This window comes from Microcoleus sp. B9-D4 (assembly GCF_036705105.1).
Taxonomy (GTDB): domain Bacteria; phylum Cyanobacteriota; class Cyanobacteriia; order Cyanobacteriales; family Microcoleaceae; genus Microcoleus.
On sequence record NZ_JAUBTS010000089.1, the window covers coordinates 1 to 19902 of the forward strand.

A 19902-nucleotide genomic window follows, 5' to 3' on the forward strand; every position below is an offset into this window, starting at 1 on the left:
ATTGACAGCGCCTTCAAGAATTACCTTTTGGTAGTTTCTTTAGAATCCCTGTTGCTTCAGCACAGGGAGTGTCAAAATTTCCCCTGTTCGACACTTGTTACCAGGCTCTGCCTGGTAACGCAGATCCAGAGGCTCTGCCTCGATTTTCCTTGCGCTGGCGAGGCAGAGCCTCGCTTACATGGGTTCCCAGGCAGAGCCGGGGAACCAGTTACAATGGGCGACTATCGATCGACCCGATAATGCAAAAATACCTCTTGTCCCACCTGTTTAACCGCCAAAAGCTCCAATTTCGGAGCTAAATCCGCCAAAAAACCCTTTCCCTCCACTGGTGTCGGTGCATCCGCGCCGCCCAAAATTAACGGGCACACCGTCAGCCAAAGTTCGTCTACCAAGCCTGCAGCCAGCACAGACGCTACCAGTTTCCCCCCGCCCAGAATCGCCAAACTTTTGATACCGAAGCTGGCTAGCTGTTGAAACGCATCAATCCAATCAATCTCTTCACCTGCGGTTTTTGCATAGATAATTCGATCGAATTGAGATGTTGCACCATTCTCAATAAGCCTTTTATGAACAGGCAAGATGCCTGTTCCACAAGAAAATTCATCTGTTGTGGAACGGGCATCTTGCCCGTTCTTGAGAGGAGACGGCAATGCCGTTTCCCTACTGTCTTGCCCCGTCAGCAGCCACCGAGGCACCGGTTGCTGGAAAAATCGCAAATTTGGGTCAAATTGGGACGATCGCGAACACACAATTTGCACCGGTTGTGGTGGCTTCCCTTGCAGTTCCCTCTGTTTGAGCAATTCCGGCGAAATCACTCTCATCGTCGTCCCATAAGCCTGTAAAGTGCCGTTGCCGAACAAAACCGCGTCACTTGCTGCTACTTGCTGTTCGAGGTGGGCTTTGTCGTTGGCAGAACCGAATCTCGCGGGCGATCGTACTGCATCGGCAATTTTACCGTCAGCACTGATCGCGAGTATTACTGTTGCTAATGGTCGATCGATCTTATCTGTCATTAATTTATTAAATTTTCGCACGACATCATATTTAACTAAGTAACTTCACGGATATAAACCCTATTATTGTTCGCTATACGGACGCCATCGCCAAATCTTATAATCGATATCGGCTGGCGATTTCGACATAATTAAGTTTCTCTATACTCACCTGCTTAGCAACTAGAGTTATAATACTTAAAATTACCAATTTACGTCAAATTATATAAAACATAAAAATGGATTATTTAACCTGGAATAATTCAATCGCAGCTCATTTCTTTAAACCGGAAATGGCGGGCAGTACGGTTCACCTGTATGTCACAGAGAAACTAATAACGGATATTGGTCAAGCAAGGGGTGTTGATTTCTCAGATTTTATTGCAGCTATCAAAACGGGGCCTCCTGGGGTGACAAGGCAGGGTTTGTGCGTGAAAGCCTTACAAAGCCGGGATAATTGGCAGCAGCGAGAATTAGACTATCCGCCTTATATCGCTTATTTAGCGCTCTTTGTCTTAGCAGCCGGTATTGAAGGAACTTTTGCCGCCCATTCTTACTATCCCCGCTTGCGAACATTACTAGGCGAAGAACCTACCACAGGGCAGTATCCTTCATTTAACCGAATGTCGGAACTCTGGGAAGATTTAGAAAAATGGTCTAATCAAGATAAATCTGGCGAATTGGGTATCTTCAACAGCACCAGCATTGGCAAGAGAAATCACATTGGATTGCCGATAGCCCAAACTCTTTTGACTGAAAAAGAGCGTCGCGCGCTCCCTGCTATTTTTGCCGCTGCTGACTTAGATCCTATTTCATATCCCGCTGAGGGGGCGATCGCACTTTTGTTAGCAAAACACGGGTGCAAACAACTCCGAAAACGGACGCTAGACTTGTTAAAAGAAACCAGAGACAGCGACGAACTTCGCCAAGCATTGCTCGAATGGATTATTGATGAATTGCATGATTGGGATGGAACTGCTGAACTTTCAGATAAAAAGCAGGTTTACGGACTGTTGAGATTGTGCTGCAAACTCGATTCAATTGCCAAACGAGCTACCCTAAGCTTGCGTTGCAGTACCAAACACGAATTTCCTGAAGACGATTTGTTGTTATTTTTAGAAGATAATTCTAGCTCGTTTTCTTGTTCCGAATATAGCGGCGTTTGGTCTTTACCTTTGATATCTAAGTCTGAGGGAAAAACGGTGGCTGCTTCAGAGTTTGATTGGTTGCAAGGTGTAAAAATGCGATCGGCTGACGGTAAATGGTGTTTTAAACTGCCAGCATCGCCCATTCGAGTATTCGTTAAGGGAGATACTGAGGGATTGCCCGGTTTCGTCGAAGTGCGGCAGCTTCCCACTCAACAGCCATTTTATTTAGCTGCCCATCAAGAGTGTTTGGAATTGCTGACCAAATGGGGAGAATTGAGCTGTCAAGGCTTTGAAAAGTTGCAGATTACAGATGGTTTGCCCAGCGGATGGCACTTTTTCAAAGTGGCGGCGGCTTGCAGTGACGAGCTAATCAAAGATAAATACCCAATTTTAGCTTTTTCTACTAATGTACGGCTAGAGTTAGATGGAGGAATCCGCCGGGAAAGAGGCAATAAATTCTTTAATTTTGCCCCGCCTAAATTAATTTTACAAGCTGGCAGCGAATCAATCAAACTCTATTGCAACAATCAGCTATTAGATAGCACGAAATCAACAGGTGTTTGTGAACTACCTGCTGATATTCCAGCGGAAACAAAGTTGCTAATTGAAGCACGGAATGGGGAGGAAATTATCAGGCGTTGTTCTCTATTTTTGATAGAAAACTATTCTTTACCATCCGAAATTTCTGCGCCACAGTTCGATCGCTTCGGGAATCTCCTGACCGGGGACAATGGGAGCGCAAGCGTTGCTGGCGCATTGGTACGGGGCGTTGATTTTCCAGACTTTAACTTCAACACTTTTTTACCAATACAAGGAAAGCAGCGGATTTTCTATGTAGGTAAAGAACCAGGGCAAATAGCAATCTGCCCAGCGGAATCACTACCTACAGATTGGGAGCCTGTTTGGGCGATTTCCAAAGGTCGCCATCGCGGTCAAGCAATGTTTTGTGGCACCAATTTGGCAGAGTCACAACCGTCGATGTCAAAGTGCAAAAACCGCAAGAAGATGCGCGCTTGGAAAGAAATATTGTGGCACGATCGCAAGATAATTTCCCCGCCAGATCGATCCAACTTGAAACCATTGTGGAAACAGTTTCAGAAGGAGGCAGAACGTGTCTGAAACTAGCGAAAAACTGCTCTACGTTATTTCTGCAAAAAAGGAAGTTGCTTGGCTATTCTTTAAGGAAACCTTTGATTATTTGTATAATCTTGAGACGGGTGCGATGGAGGAAAATACCGGAATTAAGAATAAAAGACTTCAAACAATTCGCGCTCTCAATTCCCTGGGTCACTGTGACTTTGATTTTAGCGGCGATCGCAGCAAGAGTAAGGTTTATGCTGCTCCCCCTGTATTGGTACGGTTGCCTTGTGCTGGCTTTCCTCAAGCGATTTTAGCAGGAGCACGATCGCCTGCTACGATCGCACAATTATCAGAGGCTTGTCAGTCGGTGGGACATCACATTAACCTGGAAGTCACAGAACAATCCAATGAATTAGGGTTGATACCGAAGCGAGTCGCCGTGCAAGCGGAGGATGTAGGAGAATTGAGGGCGATCGGCAATTTGCTTAAAATACCTTTTATCGAAACGCCTTCAGCCTGGTCTTTGCTGCATTTTGCCGCCAGTATTTACGATTACTTAGCTACCCTCGAATGGTCTAAAGAACCAGAACTAAACTGGCAAAGCCAAACCTTTGACCCGATTTATTTACAATTTCAATCCATAAAAGAAACCGATGGCGTCATTCGCCTTAGTGAATACACTCACCCATCCCGAAACACCAAAGTTTACTATCTGTGGCAAGATGGAATGTGTGCGGAAATAGACCTCGATTGGGGGAGGTACGCTGTTCTAAAAGCACTGCGGCGGAATGTTCTTATCTACGACAAACGCACATTCCATATGGCAGTACCCGCCAGCGCTAAGCTGCCACGACTTCTAGAAAGATCCTTAACTCTTTGTTCTGGTTATGCAGCAAAATATGAAAAAATGCCGCGTGTTCTGCCGCAAATTCAGGGATTCAATTTATTCTCCGCTATTCCCCCTCAAATAGCAGAAATGACCGCAGCTAAATTAGGGCAGACACTGTTGCAGCAATCTTTAGATATAACATAGTGAGGTAACTTATGCACAATCCAATTAACGCATTTAACACAATTCGCGACAACTTTCTACTTTATGTAAAAACCGCTTTCGGCACTCAATTTCCCGAAATTGAACGAGAACGGGAAAGACTGCTGCGCCAACCCGGTGCATTCCATCAAGAACCCTGGATTGAACCGATGCCAAGCTATCAAAAATCAGGTAAAACCATCAATGATTTAGATCTTTCAAATGTACCGGGATTAGATGAAACTGCCCTTCAAGACTTTAAACAGCTTGCCTCCTGCGGACTTGTAGGCAATTACGAACTCTACGAGCACCAAATCGAAATGCTACGGCAAGCATTAGCAGGCAACAATGCTGTAGTAACTGCCGGTACAGGTTCGGGAAAAACCGAATCTTTTCTGTTACCTTTGTTTGCTTACCTCGCGAAAGAATCAATAAATTGGAAGCCGCCTAAAGCCGAACCACAACACCTTAACGATTGGTGGAAAAATGAAGAATGGCAGAACAAATGCAATCCGTTAGTCAACAAAAAACGCAGCTTTAAGAAATCTTATCGGGTTCCTCAGAGAAGTCACGAACAGCGGGATGCAGCAGTTCGCGCCTTGATTTTATATCCCATGAATGCTTTAGTTGAAGACCAGCTTACCAGGCTGCGCCGCGCTTTAGATTCTCAAGCAGCGCGAGATTGGTTTCAAGATAATAGAAAAGGCAATCGAGTCTATTTTGGCAGGTACAACGGCGTTACTCCCGTACCGGGGCATGAATACAAAGAAAATCGTAAACCTAATGGAAAAAAAATAGAAGAACTTCTGGAAGCAATGCAGCAGATGCAGTTATCAGCCGATCGCGCTAGCGAACACGCCGATCGCACTGGCGATCGAGATGTGAGGTTCTTTTTCCCGCGCTTAGATGGGGCCGAAATGCGCTGCCGCTGGGATATGAAAGACGCCCCGCCAGATATCTTAATCACCAACTATTCTATGCTCAGTATCATGCTGATGCGCGATCTCGAACGAGATATTTTTGAGAAAACAAAGGAATGGTTAAACAAAGATGGCAGCGTCTTTCATTTAATTGTTGACGAATTGCACTTATATCGCGGTACTTCTGGGACAGAAGTTGCTTATTTGCTGCGACTTTTGCTGCAACGTTTGGGGCTGCATCCCGGTCATCCAAAATTGCGGGTTCTTGCTTCTAGTGCATCTTTAGAACCAGACGATCCAAAAAGCTTAGAATTTTTGCATCAATTCTTTGGTTCTCAATGGAATTCCCAACAGATTATACCGGGTCATTTAGAACAAATTCCACCAATTGAAGGTCAAGAGTTTCTGGAGAGCGAACCGTTTATCGCTTTGGCAGCAGCACCAGAAATCAACAATGCAGAAACGTTGCAGTCAACGGCTGCATACAGTGCTTGCCGTCAAATTGTGGAATCTGAAACCGCGCAAGTTGGTGCTAGAATGGTCAATGCTTGTAAAGTTGACGGCAAAATTCGCGCCGTAGCGATCGCTAATTTTGCTAAACAGATTTTCGGCAATGACTTACCCGATGAAAACCTCGAACTCGCAGTAACAGGACTTCTAGCGACTCGCGGTTTATCGAACCAAAAATCTTTGCCATCTTTCCGGCTGCACTGGTTTTTCAGGAATATTGAGGGGCTGTGGGCTTGCACTAAACCGAATCATGGGTGCGAAGAAAATGAAATTAGCAAAAATCGATTGGTTGGCAAACTATTTGTCGAAAATCCTCCCATACTTTACGACGAATACCGAGTTTTAGAACTGCTTTATTGCGAACAGTGCAGAACTGTATTTCTTGGGGGAAACAGGCTGACAAGACAGGATAATGGCGGAGACGGATGGGAACTTTTGCCGACAGAACCAGATATTGAAGGGATACCCGACCGCAAGACAGCCATAGCTTTGGATCGCCGCAAGTATTCTGAATTTGCCGTGTTTTGGCCTTTTAGAAATATTAATGAAGATGTTTGCAAAGGTTGGAAGCAGCCATCGAGACAAGGTGAAGGCGGCGAGAAAGCCTCCTGGGATAAAGCATCGTTAGATACCCGCAGCGGTCGTGTTATTCTAGGAGATCCAGATTCCCCGGACGAACAGTGGGTGAAAGGCTATCTGTTTCACTTGCGATCGCTCTCTGTAGAGAAGCAAGAATTTATTGGAGCATTACCCTCCATTTGTCCCTGCTGTGCTGCTAACTACAGCCATCCTAAGAAAAAAAATAAATCGCCTGTTCGTTGGTTCCGCACAGGTTTTTCTAAGGTGAGTCAATTACTTTCCAAAGAACTGTTTTATCAGTTACCGGAAGATGCAGAATCCCGCAAATTAGTTGTGTTTTCTGACAGCCGCGAAGATGCCGCTTCAATATCCAACGGCATTGAGCGATCGCACTACGACGACTTGGTACGAGAAGCACTTTTTGATGAACTCGGACAGTTGGCTGTAGGCGAATTACGTTTATTAGAAGATATTCAACAATATGGTCAGCCTACTCGTCCTGAAGCCCAGTTATTTGCTCAACGCAACCCCAATATTGTCAGCGAGTTACAGGAAAAGCTTGAATCAGCTAACTTGACCTGGCAACCAGAACTTTCTCCTGTAGCAGTAAAAATTTTGCAGAAAGATCGAGATAATGCTCAGAAGCTACTCAACGAAATTCAGCAAAGAGGCAATACCCGCACAGTTCCTCTCAGAGCACTATTTGAAGGCATTGAGAATTCCCAAGACCCGGGACTCCTGATCCAGCGATTAGTAAACTTAGGCGTTAACCCTGCAGGTAACGATGTTCTTTACCAAGAATTTTCCTATGATGGAAAGTACCATCATTGGACAAAAATATTTGACTTTGCAACCGCCGGGTGGAAACTCGACTTGCCTCCTGAAGCAGAAACAAGGCGAGACAGCACACTTCGAGAAAAAGTTAAATCCGAGGTTTGTGACACACTTTTCAGTCGCCTATACTTTGGGATTGAAGCATCTGGCTTGGGTTATATTCGCCTGAATTTACTCCCAAATCAATTAGAACAGCTAGCCATTCAATGCGGAGTTTCAAGCTCAGTATTTGAGAGTATTTGCGATGGCGTATTGCGAATTTTAGGTGAATTTTACAGATATCCAAGAAAACCTCAAGATTATCCGCTGGATGACTGGAAAGACTGGGGTGATGCGCGCTCCAACTTGCGTAATTATATTAAAGAGTGTGCAAAAGCTTGCGGAATTTCAGAACAGGAATTGAAGCCCGCATTGAAATCTGCTATTTGCGAATACGGTCAACACCACCACTTTAAACTTAATCCCCGGCATTTATCTGTACGAGTTGCTGTGTCCGATGACCCCGTGTGGCAGTGCGAGTCTTGCCAGCGCCATCACCTGCACCGCGCCGGAGGTGTTTGTACTAATTGTTTGGCACATTTACCAGCGAAACCTAATAGAAAATGCGGGGATTTGTACGATCGCAATTATTTCGCCACCCAAGCTGTAAATAAGCGTCAACCGTTGCGGTTGCACTGCGAAGAGTTGACCGGCCAAACCGACGATCAGGCCGAAAGACAGCGGCATTTCCGCAACATCATCGTGAATTTTGGCGAACAAGACAGAGATTTTATCCCTGTAGTAGATACGATCGATATCTTGAGCGTCACTACCACAATGGAGGTGGGAATTGATATTGGCAGTTTAATGGCTGTTGTGATGGCAAATATGCCGCCGATGCGCTTTAATTACCAGCAGCGTGCGGGTCGCGGGGGTCGCCGGGGTCAGGCTTTTGCTATTGTACTTACTCTCTGTCGCGGTCGATCGCACGATGAATTTTATTACCGGCATCCTGAAAAAATTACGGGCGATCCGCCGCCGGTTCCTTTTCTTGCTATGTCACAGGTTGAAATGGCCCAGCGCCTCCTCACCAAAGAATGTTTGAGACTAGCATTTATTGCTGCTGGTGTCAACTGCTGGGAGGTGGAAAAAAAGCCGGACAGTCACGGTGAATTTGGCACAGTTCAAAATTGGAAGGAAACGGAAGAACGGCGCGAACAAGTTCGGCGCTGGTTGGGAACTTCTTGTGAAGTAACTGAGGTAATAAATTCTCTGCTAGTCGGCGTTGAAGGTATCGATCGCGATAACTTAGAAAACTATGCACGTCAGCAGTTGTTTGATAAAATTAATGAGTGCGCCAATAACTTAGAATTGACTGGTGATGGATTGGCAGAACGCCTCGCTGAGGGCGGGATTTTGCCGATGTACGGGATGCCTTCAAGAGTGCGCGATTTGTACCATCACGAACCGTCTAGAAAACAGAAAGTTTCTACTATCGATCGAGATTTAGATTTAGCAGTCGCGGAATTTGCACCAGGTTCCGAAAAAACTAAAGACAAGCGAATTTATACCGCGATCGGGTTTACAGCACCGTTAATTTCAGACGGTAAACACGGGTTAGTTCCTGCGGGCGAACCTGTGAGCGATCGCAAATGGATGTTGAGGTGTCAGCGCTGCCAACATACGGCAACCTCTAATACAATATTTGAAGATATAATCTGTCCGAAATGCGCGGCAACTGAGGAACAGGGATTTCGAGTTTTTCAGTGGGCTGTCCCTTTAGCTTTCCGTACCAGCATCAATCCTGGAGCTGACGCTAAAGAGGAATACGATGCGTTAATTACAGGTGCAGGCAGCGTCGCCGAGGCCCAACCTCAAAATTTTAACTTAGTAAATAACACGAATACTCAGATAGCTTTCTCTAAGTCCGGCCGCGTTTTCCGCGTCAATGACAATAGAGGACAGCTATTTAAGGGAGCAATAGGAACTGCCACATTTGGACGCGGTGACAAACTATTACCCGATCAGTGGATTGATGAGCGATTCCAGAATAAGCCTGACGGGGTGAGGTTTAAACCCCAGGGCGAGTCAGAGGCGATCGCTATAATTGCCCCAAAAACCACTGGCGTACTGCGAATTAAGCCCGTTACTGTACCTGATGGATTGTGCCTCGATCCTATTGCACCCGGTTCTGCTGTCAAAGCTGCTTTCTACTCAGCCGCTTTCACGGTTCGTGCTGTAGCGGCACAGGAGTTAGACATCGATCCGGAAGAATTAGACATCAGCGGTTTGCGACAGGTTGAATTAGAGGATAAAAAAGTAGGAGAAATTGTAATTAGCGATCGGCTTGCTAACGGTTCTGGCTTCACCTATTGGCTAGCTAATCACTGGGAAGATATCCTTACAGACAAAATTCTGAATTCTCAAAATAGCTTTGCTGAGGCAATTATGTCACCACAACACCGCCAAAAATGCGACTCTTCTTGTTACGATTGCTTGCAGCAGTACCGCAATATGAACTATCACGGTCTGCTGGATTGGCGTTTGGGGCTTTCCTTGCTGAGGGCATTGGCTAGCAGCAATTTTCAATGCGGACTCAATGGGGATTTTTCTACTCCTGACTTAGAAAATTGGCTGCTGAATGCAACTGCTTTGCGCGATATATTTTGTGCTTCGTTTAGTTGTTCCGGGGAACAGTTCGGCGCTTTACCGGGTTTTGCAGTGGGGGATAAAAGCGTTATTATCGTTCATCCTTTGTGGGACGTAGATAACCCTCAAGGCTTATTGCATGAAGCGATTGCTACAGTAGAAGCGCCCGATCGAGTTCGATACCTAGATACCTTCAATCTCCTGCGCCGTCCGAGTTGGTGCTATCAATCGCTAGATGATTAGATGCAGGATTCAAACATTAACACACTAGATGGTGGATAACTTGACTGAATGAGGATTTACGCAACCTTCTCCTGCAGATCCGTGGCAATTCCCAGAGCGCTTGGGGCTACGCGGCCTGCTGGGGGATTGCCACGGCTCTGCCTAAATCCTATTAATGCACTATGTAGGCGCTCCGGCCCGCTCTCCTATTTGTAAAGTTTTTTATAGATCCGATCGCACAGCTTGTATTTAACGGATAATGTCTGTTTATTTATTTTGCAACCCCAGCGATCGCCCTAGCAAAGTATTTACTTTTCTTTACAAACAGCAGATCAAAAAACGGCGCGACAGGTAAAAATTTCCTTGCAGACTTCAAATGCGTCGCGCGATCGACTAGAGTAAAAAAAATGGCTTTATCCGTTTATTCATCGCAAAGGAAACAAAGCTCATGGTTCAACGCGGTTCTACAGTTCGGATTCTCCGCAAAGAATCCTTCTGGTATCAAGAAGTGGGCACCGTTGCTACGGTAGACCAAAGCGGCATTAAATACCCAGTTATCGTTCGCTTTAACAGCGTAAATTATGCAGGCGTCAACACCAACAACTTCGCCCAAAGCGAATTAGTGGAAGTGTCAGCACCCAAAGCAAAAGCGAAAACAGGGACTCCAGTAGCTTCCGGCGGCAAACAAACCACGCTGGACGAGAAAACCCGGAAAACCGGCAGCGGAGGAGCCCCCCAGCAGCCGAAAACTTCGACCGACAGCAAACCCGGTGCCGAAGTGACCGGCAGCGTCGAAGGTTCGCCAAATCAAGGAACAGAACAACGCTAATTGTGCCAGAACTGCCAGAAGTTGAAACTATTTGCCGGGGATTGAATCAAGCAACCCTCGATCGAGAAATTTTGGACGGGGACGTGTTGCTAAACAGCACGATCGCCCGCTCAATCTCTGCGACCGATTTTTTGACAAAAGTCAAAGGAAAGTCGATCGCCCGCTGGTACAGACGCGGCAAATATCTACTGGCAGAACTATCTCAATTCCCAGAAGGAGAAAGGGAAAGGGCGAGAGAGGGAGAGGGGGAGAGGGGGAGAGTGGGAGAATTTCTTGCCCAAACTCCAAACTCTTCCCCAACGCCTTCTTTCTACCCCTCCCTTTTGCCTTCAAAAGCCGGCTGGTTGGGCGTTCACCTGCGGATGACAGGACAACTGCTGTGGGTGAACCGATCCGAGCCCCTGCAAAAACACGCGCGAGTACGGCTGTTTTTTGAGGGAAACCAAGAACTGCGGTTTGTAGACCAGCGCACCTTCGGGCAAATGTGGTACGTGCCCGCAGAAACCGAGGTTTCGAGCACAGTCATCGGTCTGAAACTCTTAGGCCCTGAACCGTTTTCAGACGAATTTACAACCGAATATTTGGCCCGCAAGCTGCACCGACGGGCGCGACCCATAAAAACAGCTTTGCTAGACCAGGCACTGATAGCTGGTTTGGGCAATATTTACGCAGACGAAACTTTGTTTTTGTCGGGAGTGATGCCCACAACTCTGTGCGCGGATTTGACGCCAGAGCAAATTGGGCGCATCCATACAGCTATTATTCAAGTTTTACAGAAGGCGATCGAATCCGGTGGCACCACTTTTAGCAATTTTCTCAACGTCCAAGGTGTCAACGGCAACTACGGTGGCGTCGCTTGGGTGTACAATCGCGCCGGCCAACCCTGTCGCACTTGCTCCACAACCATCGAACGTATAAAATTAGCAGGGCGATCGACTCATTTTTGCCCCCTATGTCAGACATAGGAATCAGTTAATGGATTTTTGGCTTGAGATTTTAGATTTTAGATGTACCCCACGAATCGCACTCCTTTATTCCTTAGTCAGCTTGGAGTGACTTCGTTTGTTTAGTAGCGATTTCAATCGCCGAGTGACTTTGCAGCCAAATCTAGATTAAAATTTGTATAGTTTTTTAAACTAAACAAAGCAAGTTATGGCAATCAAGAAAGGCAGTATAGTTCGCGCTGTACGCGAAAAATTGGAAAACAGTCTAGAAGCCAAAGCCAGCGACCAGCGCTTTTCCTCCTATATATTTGAAACAAAGGGCGAAGTGATGGATGTTCGCGGCGACTACGCCTTCGTCAAATTTGGCAAAGTTCCCACCCCCAATATTTGGCTGCGGGTAGACCAACTCGAAGATTTTCAGTAACTCACCAAAACTAAACACACTGTTCTTAATGTAGCGAAGGGTGCACACCGCGCACCTTTCCCCAATTAAGCTGATTGCTAAAATCTAAAATCTAAAATCTAAAATCTAAAATCTAAAATCTAAAACCCAATGAATTCTCCATCAAACCGCGTATCAATTATTGGTGCAGGCAAAGTCGGCAGTACCTTAGCCCAGCGAATTGCTGAGAAAAATCTGGCAGATGTAGTATTGTTAGATATTGTGGAGGGTTGGCCACAGGGCGTGGCTTTGGATTTGATGGAAGCTAGGGGAGTGGAACGTCACGATCGCCAAATTGTCGGTACAAATAATTATACAGATACGGCCAACTCAAATATCATAGTAATTGCCGCCGGATTGCCGCGCAAACCCGGTATCAATCGCGAAGATTTAATTAAAATCAATGCTCGAATTGTCACCGAAGCCACAAAACAGGCGATCGAGCATTCTCCCGAAGCAATCTTAATCACAGTCACAAATCCCCTAGATATCATGACTTATTTAGCTTGGGAAGCTGCGGATTTGCCCAAACACCGAGTCATGGGGATGGGGGGAGTTCTCGACTCCGCCCGCTTTCAAACTTTTATTGCAATGGAATTGGGCGTTTCAAATTCTCAAGTCAATGCAACTGTCATCGGTTCTCATGGCGATTTGATGGTTCCTTTGCCCCGCTATTCTACTGTCAACGGTATTCCCATCAATCAACTTATGGATGCTGGGACGATCGATCGACTCGTACAGCGGACTCGCCACGGTGGCGCAGAAATTGTAGAATTAATGAAGACTGGTAGTGCTTATTTTGCACCCGCATCTTCTGTCTGTTTGATGGTAGAATCTATTTTATTTAATCAGTCGCGACTCTTGCCTTGCTGCGTTTATTTGCACGGCGAATACGGCGTGCAAGATATCTTTTTAGGAGTTCCCTGCCGCTTGGGATATCAGGGAGTGGAACAAATAGTGGAACTTGAACTCAGCGATACCGAAAGAGCAGCCTTTATCAAGTCGGGCAAATTGGTTGCCCAAAATATTGAGGAAGCGAGGGCCATATTGAAAACGGCTTCTTAAGTTTGTAGCTGTTGGTTGATCATAGCAGCCGATCGCTCGCCGCTTCAATATAGCCATCCTCGCATCATTTGTGAATTTCTTACTCCCTCCCCTTGATAAGGGGAGGGTTGGGGTGGGGTCAAAAATTTACGACTCCTGCAAGGATTGCTATATAATAATTTATACTGAGTATGACAGTGCGATCGCTCTGTCGAAAGTAGGCTTCTCTGATTTAAACCGCGCTTTGATAAATATCATTGATCGTGCTTGTTATGCTGTATTTCACAAGCCGAAAAAGGGGCTGCAAGGAACCGATCAATAAATATAAAATTTACTCTCAAAAACTTGCTAAAAACGCCTAAACTGGCAAAAGCAGTTGAACTTGGTCTGCGCGACAATACCATCAGAGTTTCTCTAGAAATTAAAGGAAAAATCGGCCATCCTTTCTTCATTACTAAACCAACAGCAGAAGCAGTCGGTTTTGGCTGATCTCTCACTCGCGATCGGATTGCCCAACACGCTGGCACTTTAAAGATAGAAAGTGAAATGCGAGTTTCTACGGAATTTGTCATTACTTTGCCCAAACTTTAATCCTCGCGATCGCCATTTCTATTGAGCGAGCTTGAAATACCTTTACTTTATCCCAAAATGTGATACCCTAAATATTTGTATTATCTAAAATTTTTACACTTGTCAAAAATTGCAAAAATCGGGCAATAAAGTCTCCGCGCGTGCGAAGCTATCCCGAACGGGCGTGCGGGCTCGTTGCGGTAGGGAATCGCCCTTGAGTTGAGCCCATTTAACCACAGCCTGCAACTACCTCAACTGTTTGACGGAAAACTAATATCAAATCCGGTAGCATCGTCCTGTATTCATCTCTGTATTCTCTCCCTCTGCGTTCTCTGCGCCCTCTGCGGTTAAATCATTCCGATACAACCGGAAACGATATAACCTCTGATTCGGTGAATTTTAATCAGTTGAAAAAATTCAATCCCTCGCATAAAATAACGAGAAGGCAAGGAAAAATAGCTAAAATTTCGGCTGACCATAAAGATTGTAAAAAATCTAATTTAGGAGAGATAAATCGAGCATTACTTAAAACTTTAGAAAAGGCGATAGCCTCAGTTTAAACAAAGTTAAATAAAGGCGTTCCCAACAGGATATTCTATCGCCAAAACAAGGAAACCATTAATCGAGTTTGGGGTGATAATAAAAAGGTGACAATTGCAACCGAAGGCGAGCCAAAACCATGTCAAAATTACTCAGGGACGCTCCTCCAGATCGCGCAATCAAACCGGGTTTCTTTTTTCCACCTTCGGAGTTGACCTGACTTAATTACGTTAAAAAACCCGGTTTATGTGTAAGTTTTGTTAGCATTATTCTCAATAATTGACAACTAATGATATCAAATCCGGTAGCATCGGAATTATTCCTCTCTGTATTCTCTCCCTCTGCGTTCTCTGCGCCCTCTGCGGTTAAATCATTCCGATACAACCGGAAACGATATGAAGTAGCCAATTATGCAACTTTTTCAGTAAATATACGGGAGCTAAGATGGTCGATAGACCTCCAAATCTCGAAAAAACACGGAAATGCAGTGTGAGTAGCTGCTAAATGCTAGCAGAAGGAGGAGAATATGGTCTTTGCCTTTTTGAGTTACCAGGCTCAACTTGCAGAGCGCTATTGAGATGCCATCAACCTCGATAACAAACCGCAAAATAACTAAAGAAAAAGCATTATGTTTCAGGAATACCTGTATCACGAAGTAATCAACCTGCGCGAGAAACTAGCTCACTTAGAAAGAGAAACGCAGTCTCAAACCTGGTTCAAAAAGCTGCAAGCGCTGATGGGAGTTATTAGCAAAATTCGTGAATCCCTAGACTTAGAAACAATATTCAAAATCACAGCCACCGAAGTTCGGCAACTCCTAAATGCCGATCGAGTCGCCGTCTACCGCTTCTTTCCCGAATCCGAATGGAATGAGGGCGAAGTAGTGTCCGAAGACGTACTGCCCCAATACAGCCCATCTTTGGGAACCAGAGTCCGCGACTACTGCTTCGGCGAACAATTTGCCGCCAAATACACCAAAGGATACGTTCAAGCAGTCACGGACATCTACAAAGCCCGGTTGAGCCCTTGTCACCTCAAAATCCTCAAGCGGTTTCAAATCCGAGCCAACTTAGTCGTACCCCTACTGCAAGGGAAACATTTGTGGGGATTGCTGTGCATTCACTCCTGCGGCAATCCCCGCCAGTGGCAAGAAGACGAAATCGAATTTGCCAGACAAGTAGGCGACCATTTAGCAGTTGCCATCTACCAAGCCGAACTGCACTTGCAAACCCAGAAGCAAATAGCACAAATCGAATCCGCCCAGGAGAAACTCCGCGACAGCGAGCAAAAATATCACCAAATTCTCGATTCGATCGGCGATATGGTATTAGTCAAAGGCCCCAAATCCAAAATTGTTTGGGCAAATCAAGCATTCCGCGACTATTACGGCATGACTGAAGAGGAACTTCAAGGCATCGTAGACGCACCTTTCGCCGATCCAGACAATACTCTCCAGTACGTCAGAGATGACGCCTTCGTATTTGACACCGGACACACTCTGCAAATTTCCGAAGAACCAGTGACGCGCTACGACTCAGAAGTGCGGCTGTTCAGCACCGTCAAAACACCGATCCGCAACGCAGACGGCCAAATAGTCATGACTGTCGGCGTCTCCCGCGACATGACGGAACGCAAAAAAACAGAAGAAGCCGTCAAAGCCAGCGAAACCAAATACCGCAGCCTGGTAGAAACCTCCCAAGACATGATTTGGTCGGTCGATGCGATCGGGCGCTACACCTTCGTCAACCCAGCAGTTAAGTACATCTACGGTTACGAACCAGAAGAAATGATCGGTCGCCCGTTCTCCGACTTTGTGACACCAGAACAAAACCAGAAAGATTTAGAAGTGTTCGCCCGCCTGTTTGCCGGAGAATCACTTTTCCAGTACGAAACCACCCAAATTGCCAAAGACGGCAGCATGAAACATTTAATGTTTAACGCCATCGCCCTGTACGACGAAACCGGAAACTTCCTAGGCACCACTGGTACAGCCGCCGACATTACCGATCGCAAGCGAGCAGAAGCAGCCTTACAACACGCCAACGCAGAACTAGAGCGTAGAGTAGAAGCACGCACGGCCGAACTGCGACAGACTTTTGCCGCCCTCAGTGCCAGCGAAGCCAGGTTCCGGACGATCGCGGCCACCATCCCCGGAGCTCTGTTCCAATTTTGCAGCAGCCAGGGAGTTTGGCGCATTGACTACATGAGCGATCGCATCTTCGATATCGCCGGCATCACAGCAGCAGAAATGATGCGACACATGAATACATTCATTTCCCGCGTCCACCCCGAAGACTTGGAAAGCTACATCGCTTCCGTCAACGAAGCGGTAGAAAATCTCTCTCCCTGGCACTACGAAGGGCGGTTAGTCAAGCCCGACGGTGAGATTCGCTGGTGGCAGGGCGACTCCATGCCCACCCGCAACGAGAACGGCGAAATCGTATTTTCCGGCGTCGCGCTCGACATTACCGATCGCAAAGTTGCCGAAACCGCCATCCGCAACAGCCAGCGGCAGCTCAAAGAAGCCCAGAGACTCGCCCACGTCGGCAATTGGGAACTCGACGCAGCCACCGAAACCCTCACTTGGTCGGAAGAACTCTTTCGCATCTTCGGGCTCGAACCGGCCCCCATCGCGCCCAACATAGCCGAACAGGTAGCTCTGATTCATCCAGAAGATGTGGAATTGTGGCAAACTCAAGTGCAGCGGGGACTCGCAACAGGCATCCCTTTTGATTTTGACTTTCGCCTTTACCGTCCCGACGGCATTTTGCGACACGTGAACGCCGTGGGTCAAGCCGAAACCGATGTGAACGGCAAGGTGGTAAAACTGTTCGGTACGGTGATCGATATTACCGATCGCAAAGCCGCCGAAGCAGCACTGCGGCAAGCAGCAGTCGAGTTAGAAGACAGAGTGAGCGATCGCACGGCCGAACTTTCCCAAGCAGTAACCCAATTAGAACAAGAAATTGGCGATCGAAAACTTGCAGAAGCAGCGCTGCAAGTTTCCGAGCAAAACCTGCGAACCATATTTAACAATGTCTACGATGCTATCTTCATTCACGATTTAGAAGGCAACATTCTCGATGTCAATAATCGAATGTTAGAAATGTACGGAGTTAGCCCCGAACAAGCAAAAAAATTATCAATTAAAAACGACTATTCAAGCGCCGACAATCCCATTGAACAAATGGGAGAACTTTGGGAAAGAGTATTAGCAGGCGAAACACCCCGCGTGGAATGGAAAGCGAGGCGTCCCAACGACGGTTCAACTTTTGATGCAGAAGTTGCCCTGTCGAGAATTAATCTCAACGGCAATCTCACCGTCATTGCCAACGTCCGAGATATTAGCGATCGCAAACAGGCAGAAGCAGAACTCCAACACGCCCAACAGTTTATGGAGTCCGTACTCAAAACCATACCCGTAGGAGTGGTTGCCAAGGATGCCCAAGAACTGCGGTTTGTACTGTGGAACCCAGTAGCTGAACAGTTACTCGGTTTCAGTGCAGCAGAAGTAATCGGCAAAAATGATTACGACTTTTTCCCAACAGAACAAGCTGATTTTTTCACCACCAAAGACCGGGAAGTGCTCAATAGCGGGCAAATTGTAGAAATCGCCGAAGAAGACATTGAAACGAGCCAAGGAGAAACGCGGATATTTCATACCAAGAAAACAGCAATACTCGATGCTGATGGCAAACCGCAATATCTATTAGCTGTCACCGAAGACATTACCGATCGCAAGCGGGGAGAAATTGCCTTGAGGCGATCGGAAGCCCGACTCAGACAGCAGGCCGATCGAGAAAAATTGCTCAACAACCTCACTACTCAAATCCGCAATTCCCTCGATTTCGACAGCATTATTGCTGTCGCAGTCCAAGAAATTCGGGCTTTCATGCAGATCGATCGGTGCTATTTTTCCTGGTACCGCAGCGAACAAGAAGAAGCTTTTTGGGAAATTATTCAAGAATCTCGCAGAAGAGAACTTCCCGATTTAATAGGTTGCTATAAAGCTTCTGACTTCGGCACTATAGGAGAACAGATGTTGCGTCTAGAAACGCTGCAAATCGATGATGTCGGAGCGCTCGCAGACCCTGTTTGGAGAAGGTCTCTTAACTCTCTAGGCTACCAATCTGTTTTAGCAATTCCGATGCAGGCACTTTCGGGAGTAGTGAGCGTTGTTACCTGCGCCCACTCCGCTGCTGTGCGACCCTGGAGTGAGGGCGAAGTAGAATTATTGCAAGCGGTTACAGTTCAATTGGCGATCGCTCTCAACCAAGCCGATCTTTACGCCCAAACTCGCAATAAAGCTCTCGAATTAGAACAAACCTTGCAGAAATTAACCAGCACTCAATCGCAGTTAATTCAAAATGAAAAAATGTCAAGTCTCGGTCAACTTGTGGCAGGAGTCGCCCACGAAATCAACAACCCAGTTAACTTTATTTACGGCAACCTCACCCACGCCAACGACTATACCCAAGACTTGCTACACCTGATCGAACTTTACCAAAACCACTATCCCGATCCAGTCCAGGAAATCCAAGAAGAAGTAGACAATATTGAACTCGACTTTCTGATGGAAGACCTGCCAAAGTTGCTTTCTTCAATGAAAGTCGGTGCAGACAGAATTCAACAAATTGTTGCTTCTCTCCGCACATTTTCCCGCATGGACGAAGCGGAAATGAAAGCCGTCAACATCCACGAGGGCATAGATAGCACCCTGATGATTTTGCAGCACCGGCTCAAAGCTAAACACAATCATCCAGAAATTGAGGTAATTAAAGAATACGCTCAACTGCCCTTAGTAGAATGTTATGCCGGACAGTTAAATCAAGTATTTATGAACATCTTGAGCAATGCTTTGGATGCTTTGGAAGAACGGGATCAGCGCCGTTCTGCTGAGGAAATGCGGGAACAGCCCAGCAACATCCGCATCCGCACTGAAATATCGCCAGCGGGCAAAGTAATCATTCGGATTGCTGACAACGGGCCGGGAATACCGGAGACTGTCGGCACTCGGCTTTTTGACCCGTTTTTTACCACTAAACCTGTGGGTAAAGGCACTGGGATGGGCTTGTCAATTAGCTATCAAATTGTTACAGACAGACACAACGGGTCGCTGAAATGCACTTCTTCACCCGGACAGGGTACAGAATTGGCGATCGAGATTCCCCTCAAAGCTAATTGTTCATAGGGAATGGGTAAGTTGTAATTGGCAATTGGCAATTGCGAAAGCGTTACTGTGCGTCATTCGATTTTAGATTTTAGATTTTAGATTTTCGATTGACTTGCGCGAGATAAATGCGGGGGCTTGAGGATTTTCGATTTTCGATGTTGGATTGATTCCACGGATAAACCCGGGGGCTTGTACCACCTTGGAAATTCGTGGTCAGTTTGGTAATTTTCAACCATATCAAATCCGGTAGCATCGTCCTGATATAGCAACCGCCAAGACGGTTAGGACGTTGTTAATGGCTGAAACGATTGATTTTATTGATTCTTCCTTCTTCCTTCTGCTATAGCGCCTCGCGTGAGAACCCCGGTCTTTTAAGCCGGGGATGAAACGCAGTTGTAGCCTTTAGGCTACGAGTGT

At 46.4% G+C, this 19902-nt stretch carries 10 protein-coding genes; 9 read left to right on the forward strand and 1 reads right to left on the reverse strand.

Annotated features, from left to right (window positions below):
* Positions 1–221 precede the first annotated feature (221 nt).
* A complete protein-coding gene (locus QUB24_RS30620) occupies positions 222–1013 on the reverse strand; it encodes a dihydrofolate reductase family protein (RefSeq protein WP_333157334.1) in 792 nt (263 codons plus the stop codon).
* Positions 1014–1231: 218 nt separating this feature from the next.
* On the opposite strand from QUB24_RS30620, the gene QUB24_RS30625 reads away from it, so the two are divergent.
* The 9 genes from QUB24_RS30625 to QUB24_RS30665 all read left to right on the forward strand — a co-directional run bounded on the left by QUB24_RS30625 (position 1232) and on the right by QUB24_RS30665 (position 19503).
* On the forward strand, positions 1232–3259 hold the full coding sequence (locus tag QUB24_RS30625) for a hypothetical protein (protein WP_333157335.1): 2028 nt from the start codon (positions 1232–1234) through the stop codon (positions 3257–3259).
* Entirely contained in the window at positions 3252–4253 is a 1002-nt protein-coding gene (locus tag QUB24_RS30630; RefSeq protein WP_333157336.1) for a hypothetical protein, read from the forward strand. The genes QUB24_RS30625 and QUB24_RS30630 overlap by 8 nt, the downstream gene beginning before the upstream one ends.
* An 11-nt stretch (positions 4254–4264) precedes the next feature.
* Positions 4265–9964 carry a DEAD/DEAH box helicase gene (locus tag QUB24_RS30635; RefSeq protein ID WP_333157337.1) on the forward strand — a complete coding sequence of 1900 codons (5700 nt, stop codon included), beginning with the start codon at positions 4265–4267 and terminating at the stop codon, positions 9962–9964.
* A 427-nt stretch (positions 9965–10391) separates the two neighbouring features.
* Positions 10392–10772: a photosystem I reaction center subunit IV gene (locus tag QUB24_RS30640; protein WP_333053993.1), complete on the forward strand. Its 381-nt coding sequence runs from the start codon at positions 10392–10394 to the stop codon at positions 10770–10772.
* Between the two features lie 2 nt (positions 10773–10774).
* Positions 10775–11737, forward strand: coding sequence for a DNA-formamidopyrimidine glycosylase (locus QUB24_RS30645; RefSeq protein WP_333157338.1), 963 nt, complete (start codon positions 10775–10777; stop codon positions 11735–11737).
* A 187-nt stretch (positions 11738–11924) separates the two neighbouring features.
* The gene (locus QUB24_RS30650) at positions 11925–12140 is read left to right on the forward strand and encodes an NAD(P)H-quinone oxidoreductase subunit O (RefSeq protein ID WP_333053996.1); all 216 of its coding nucleotides are present in this window, start codon (positions 11925–11927) and stop codon (positions 12138–12140) included.
* A 129-nt stretch (positions 12141–12269) separates the two neighbouring features.
* Positions 12270–13223 carry a malate dehydrogenase gene (mdh, locus tag QUB24_RS30655; RefSeq protein WP_333157339.1) on the forward strand — a complete coding sequence of 318 codons (954 nt, stop codon included), beginning with the start codon at positions 12270–12272 and terminating at the stop codon, positions 13221–13223.
* A gap of 324 nt (positions 13224–13547) precedes the next feature.
* Positions 13548–13691, forward strand: a complete 144-nt coding sequence (locus QUB24_RS30660) for a hypothetical protein (protein WP_333157340.1) — start codon at positions 13548–13550, stop codon at positions 13689–13691.
* 1249 nt (positions 13692–14940) lie between these two features.
* A complete protein-coding gene (locus QUB24_RS30665; RefSeq protein WP_333157341.1) occupies positions 14941–19503 on the forward strand; it encodes a PAS domain S-box protein in 4563 nt (1520 codons plus the stop codon).
* The last annotated feature ends 399 nt before the right edge of the window (positions 19504–19902 follow it).

Excerpts from the sequence above, each read along its gene's own strand:
- QUB24_RS30620 (WP_333157334.1), bottom strand. The coding sequence starts at position 1,013 with ATGACAGATAAGATCGATCGACCATTAGCAACAGTAATACTCGCGATC.
- QUB24_RS30625 (WP_333157335.1), top strand. The coding sequence starts at position 1,232 with ATGGATTATTTAACCTGGAATAATTCAATCGCAGCTCATTTCTTTAAA.
- QUB24_RS30635 (WP_333157337.1), top strand. The coding sequence starts at position 4,265 with ATGCACAATCCAATTAACGCATTTAACACAATTCGCGACAACTTTCTA.
- QUB24_RS30640 (WP_333053993.1), top strand. The coding sequence starts at position 10,392 with ATGGTTCAACGCGGTTCTACAGTTCGGATTCTCCGCAAAGAATCCTTC.
- QUB24_RS30650 (WP_333053996.1), top strand. The coding sequence starts at position 11,925 with ATGGCAATCAAGAAAGGCAGTATAGTTCGCGCTGTACGCGAAAAATTG.
- mdh (WP_333157339.1), top strand. The coding sequence starts at position 12,270 with ATGAATTCTCCATCAAACCGCGTATCAATTATTGGTGCAGGCAAAGTC.
- QUB24_RS30665 (WP_333157341.1), top strand. The coding sequence starts at position 14,941 with ATGTTTCAGGAATACCTGTATCACGAAGTAATCAACCTGCGCGAGAAA.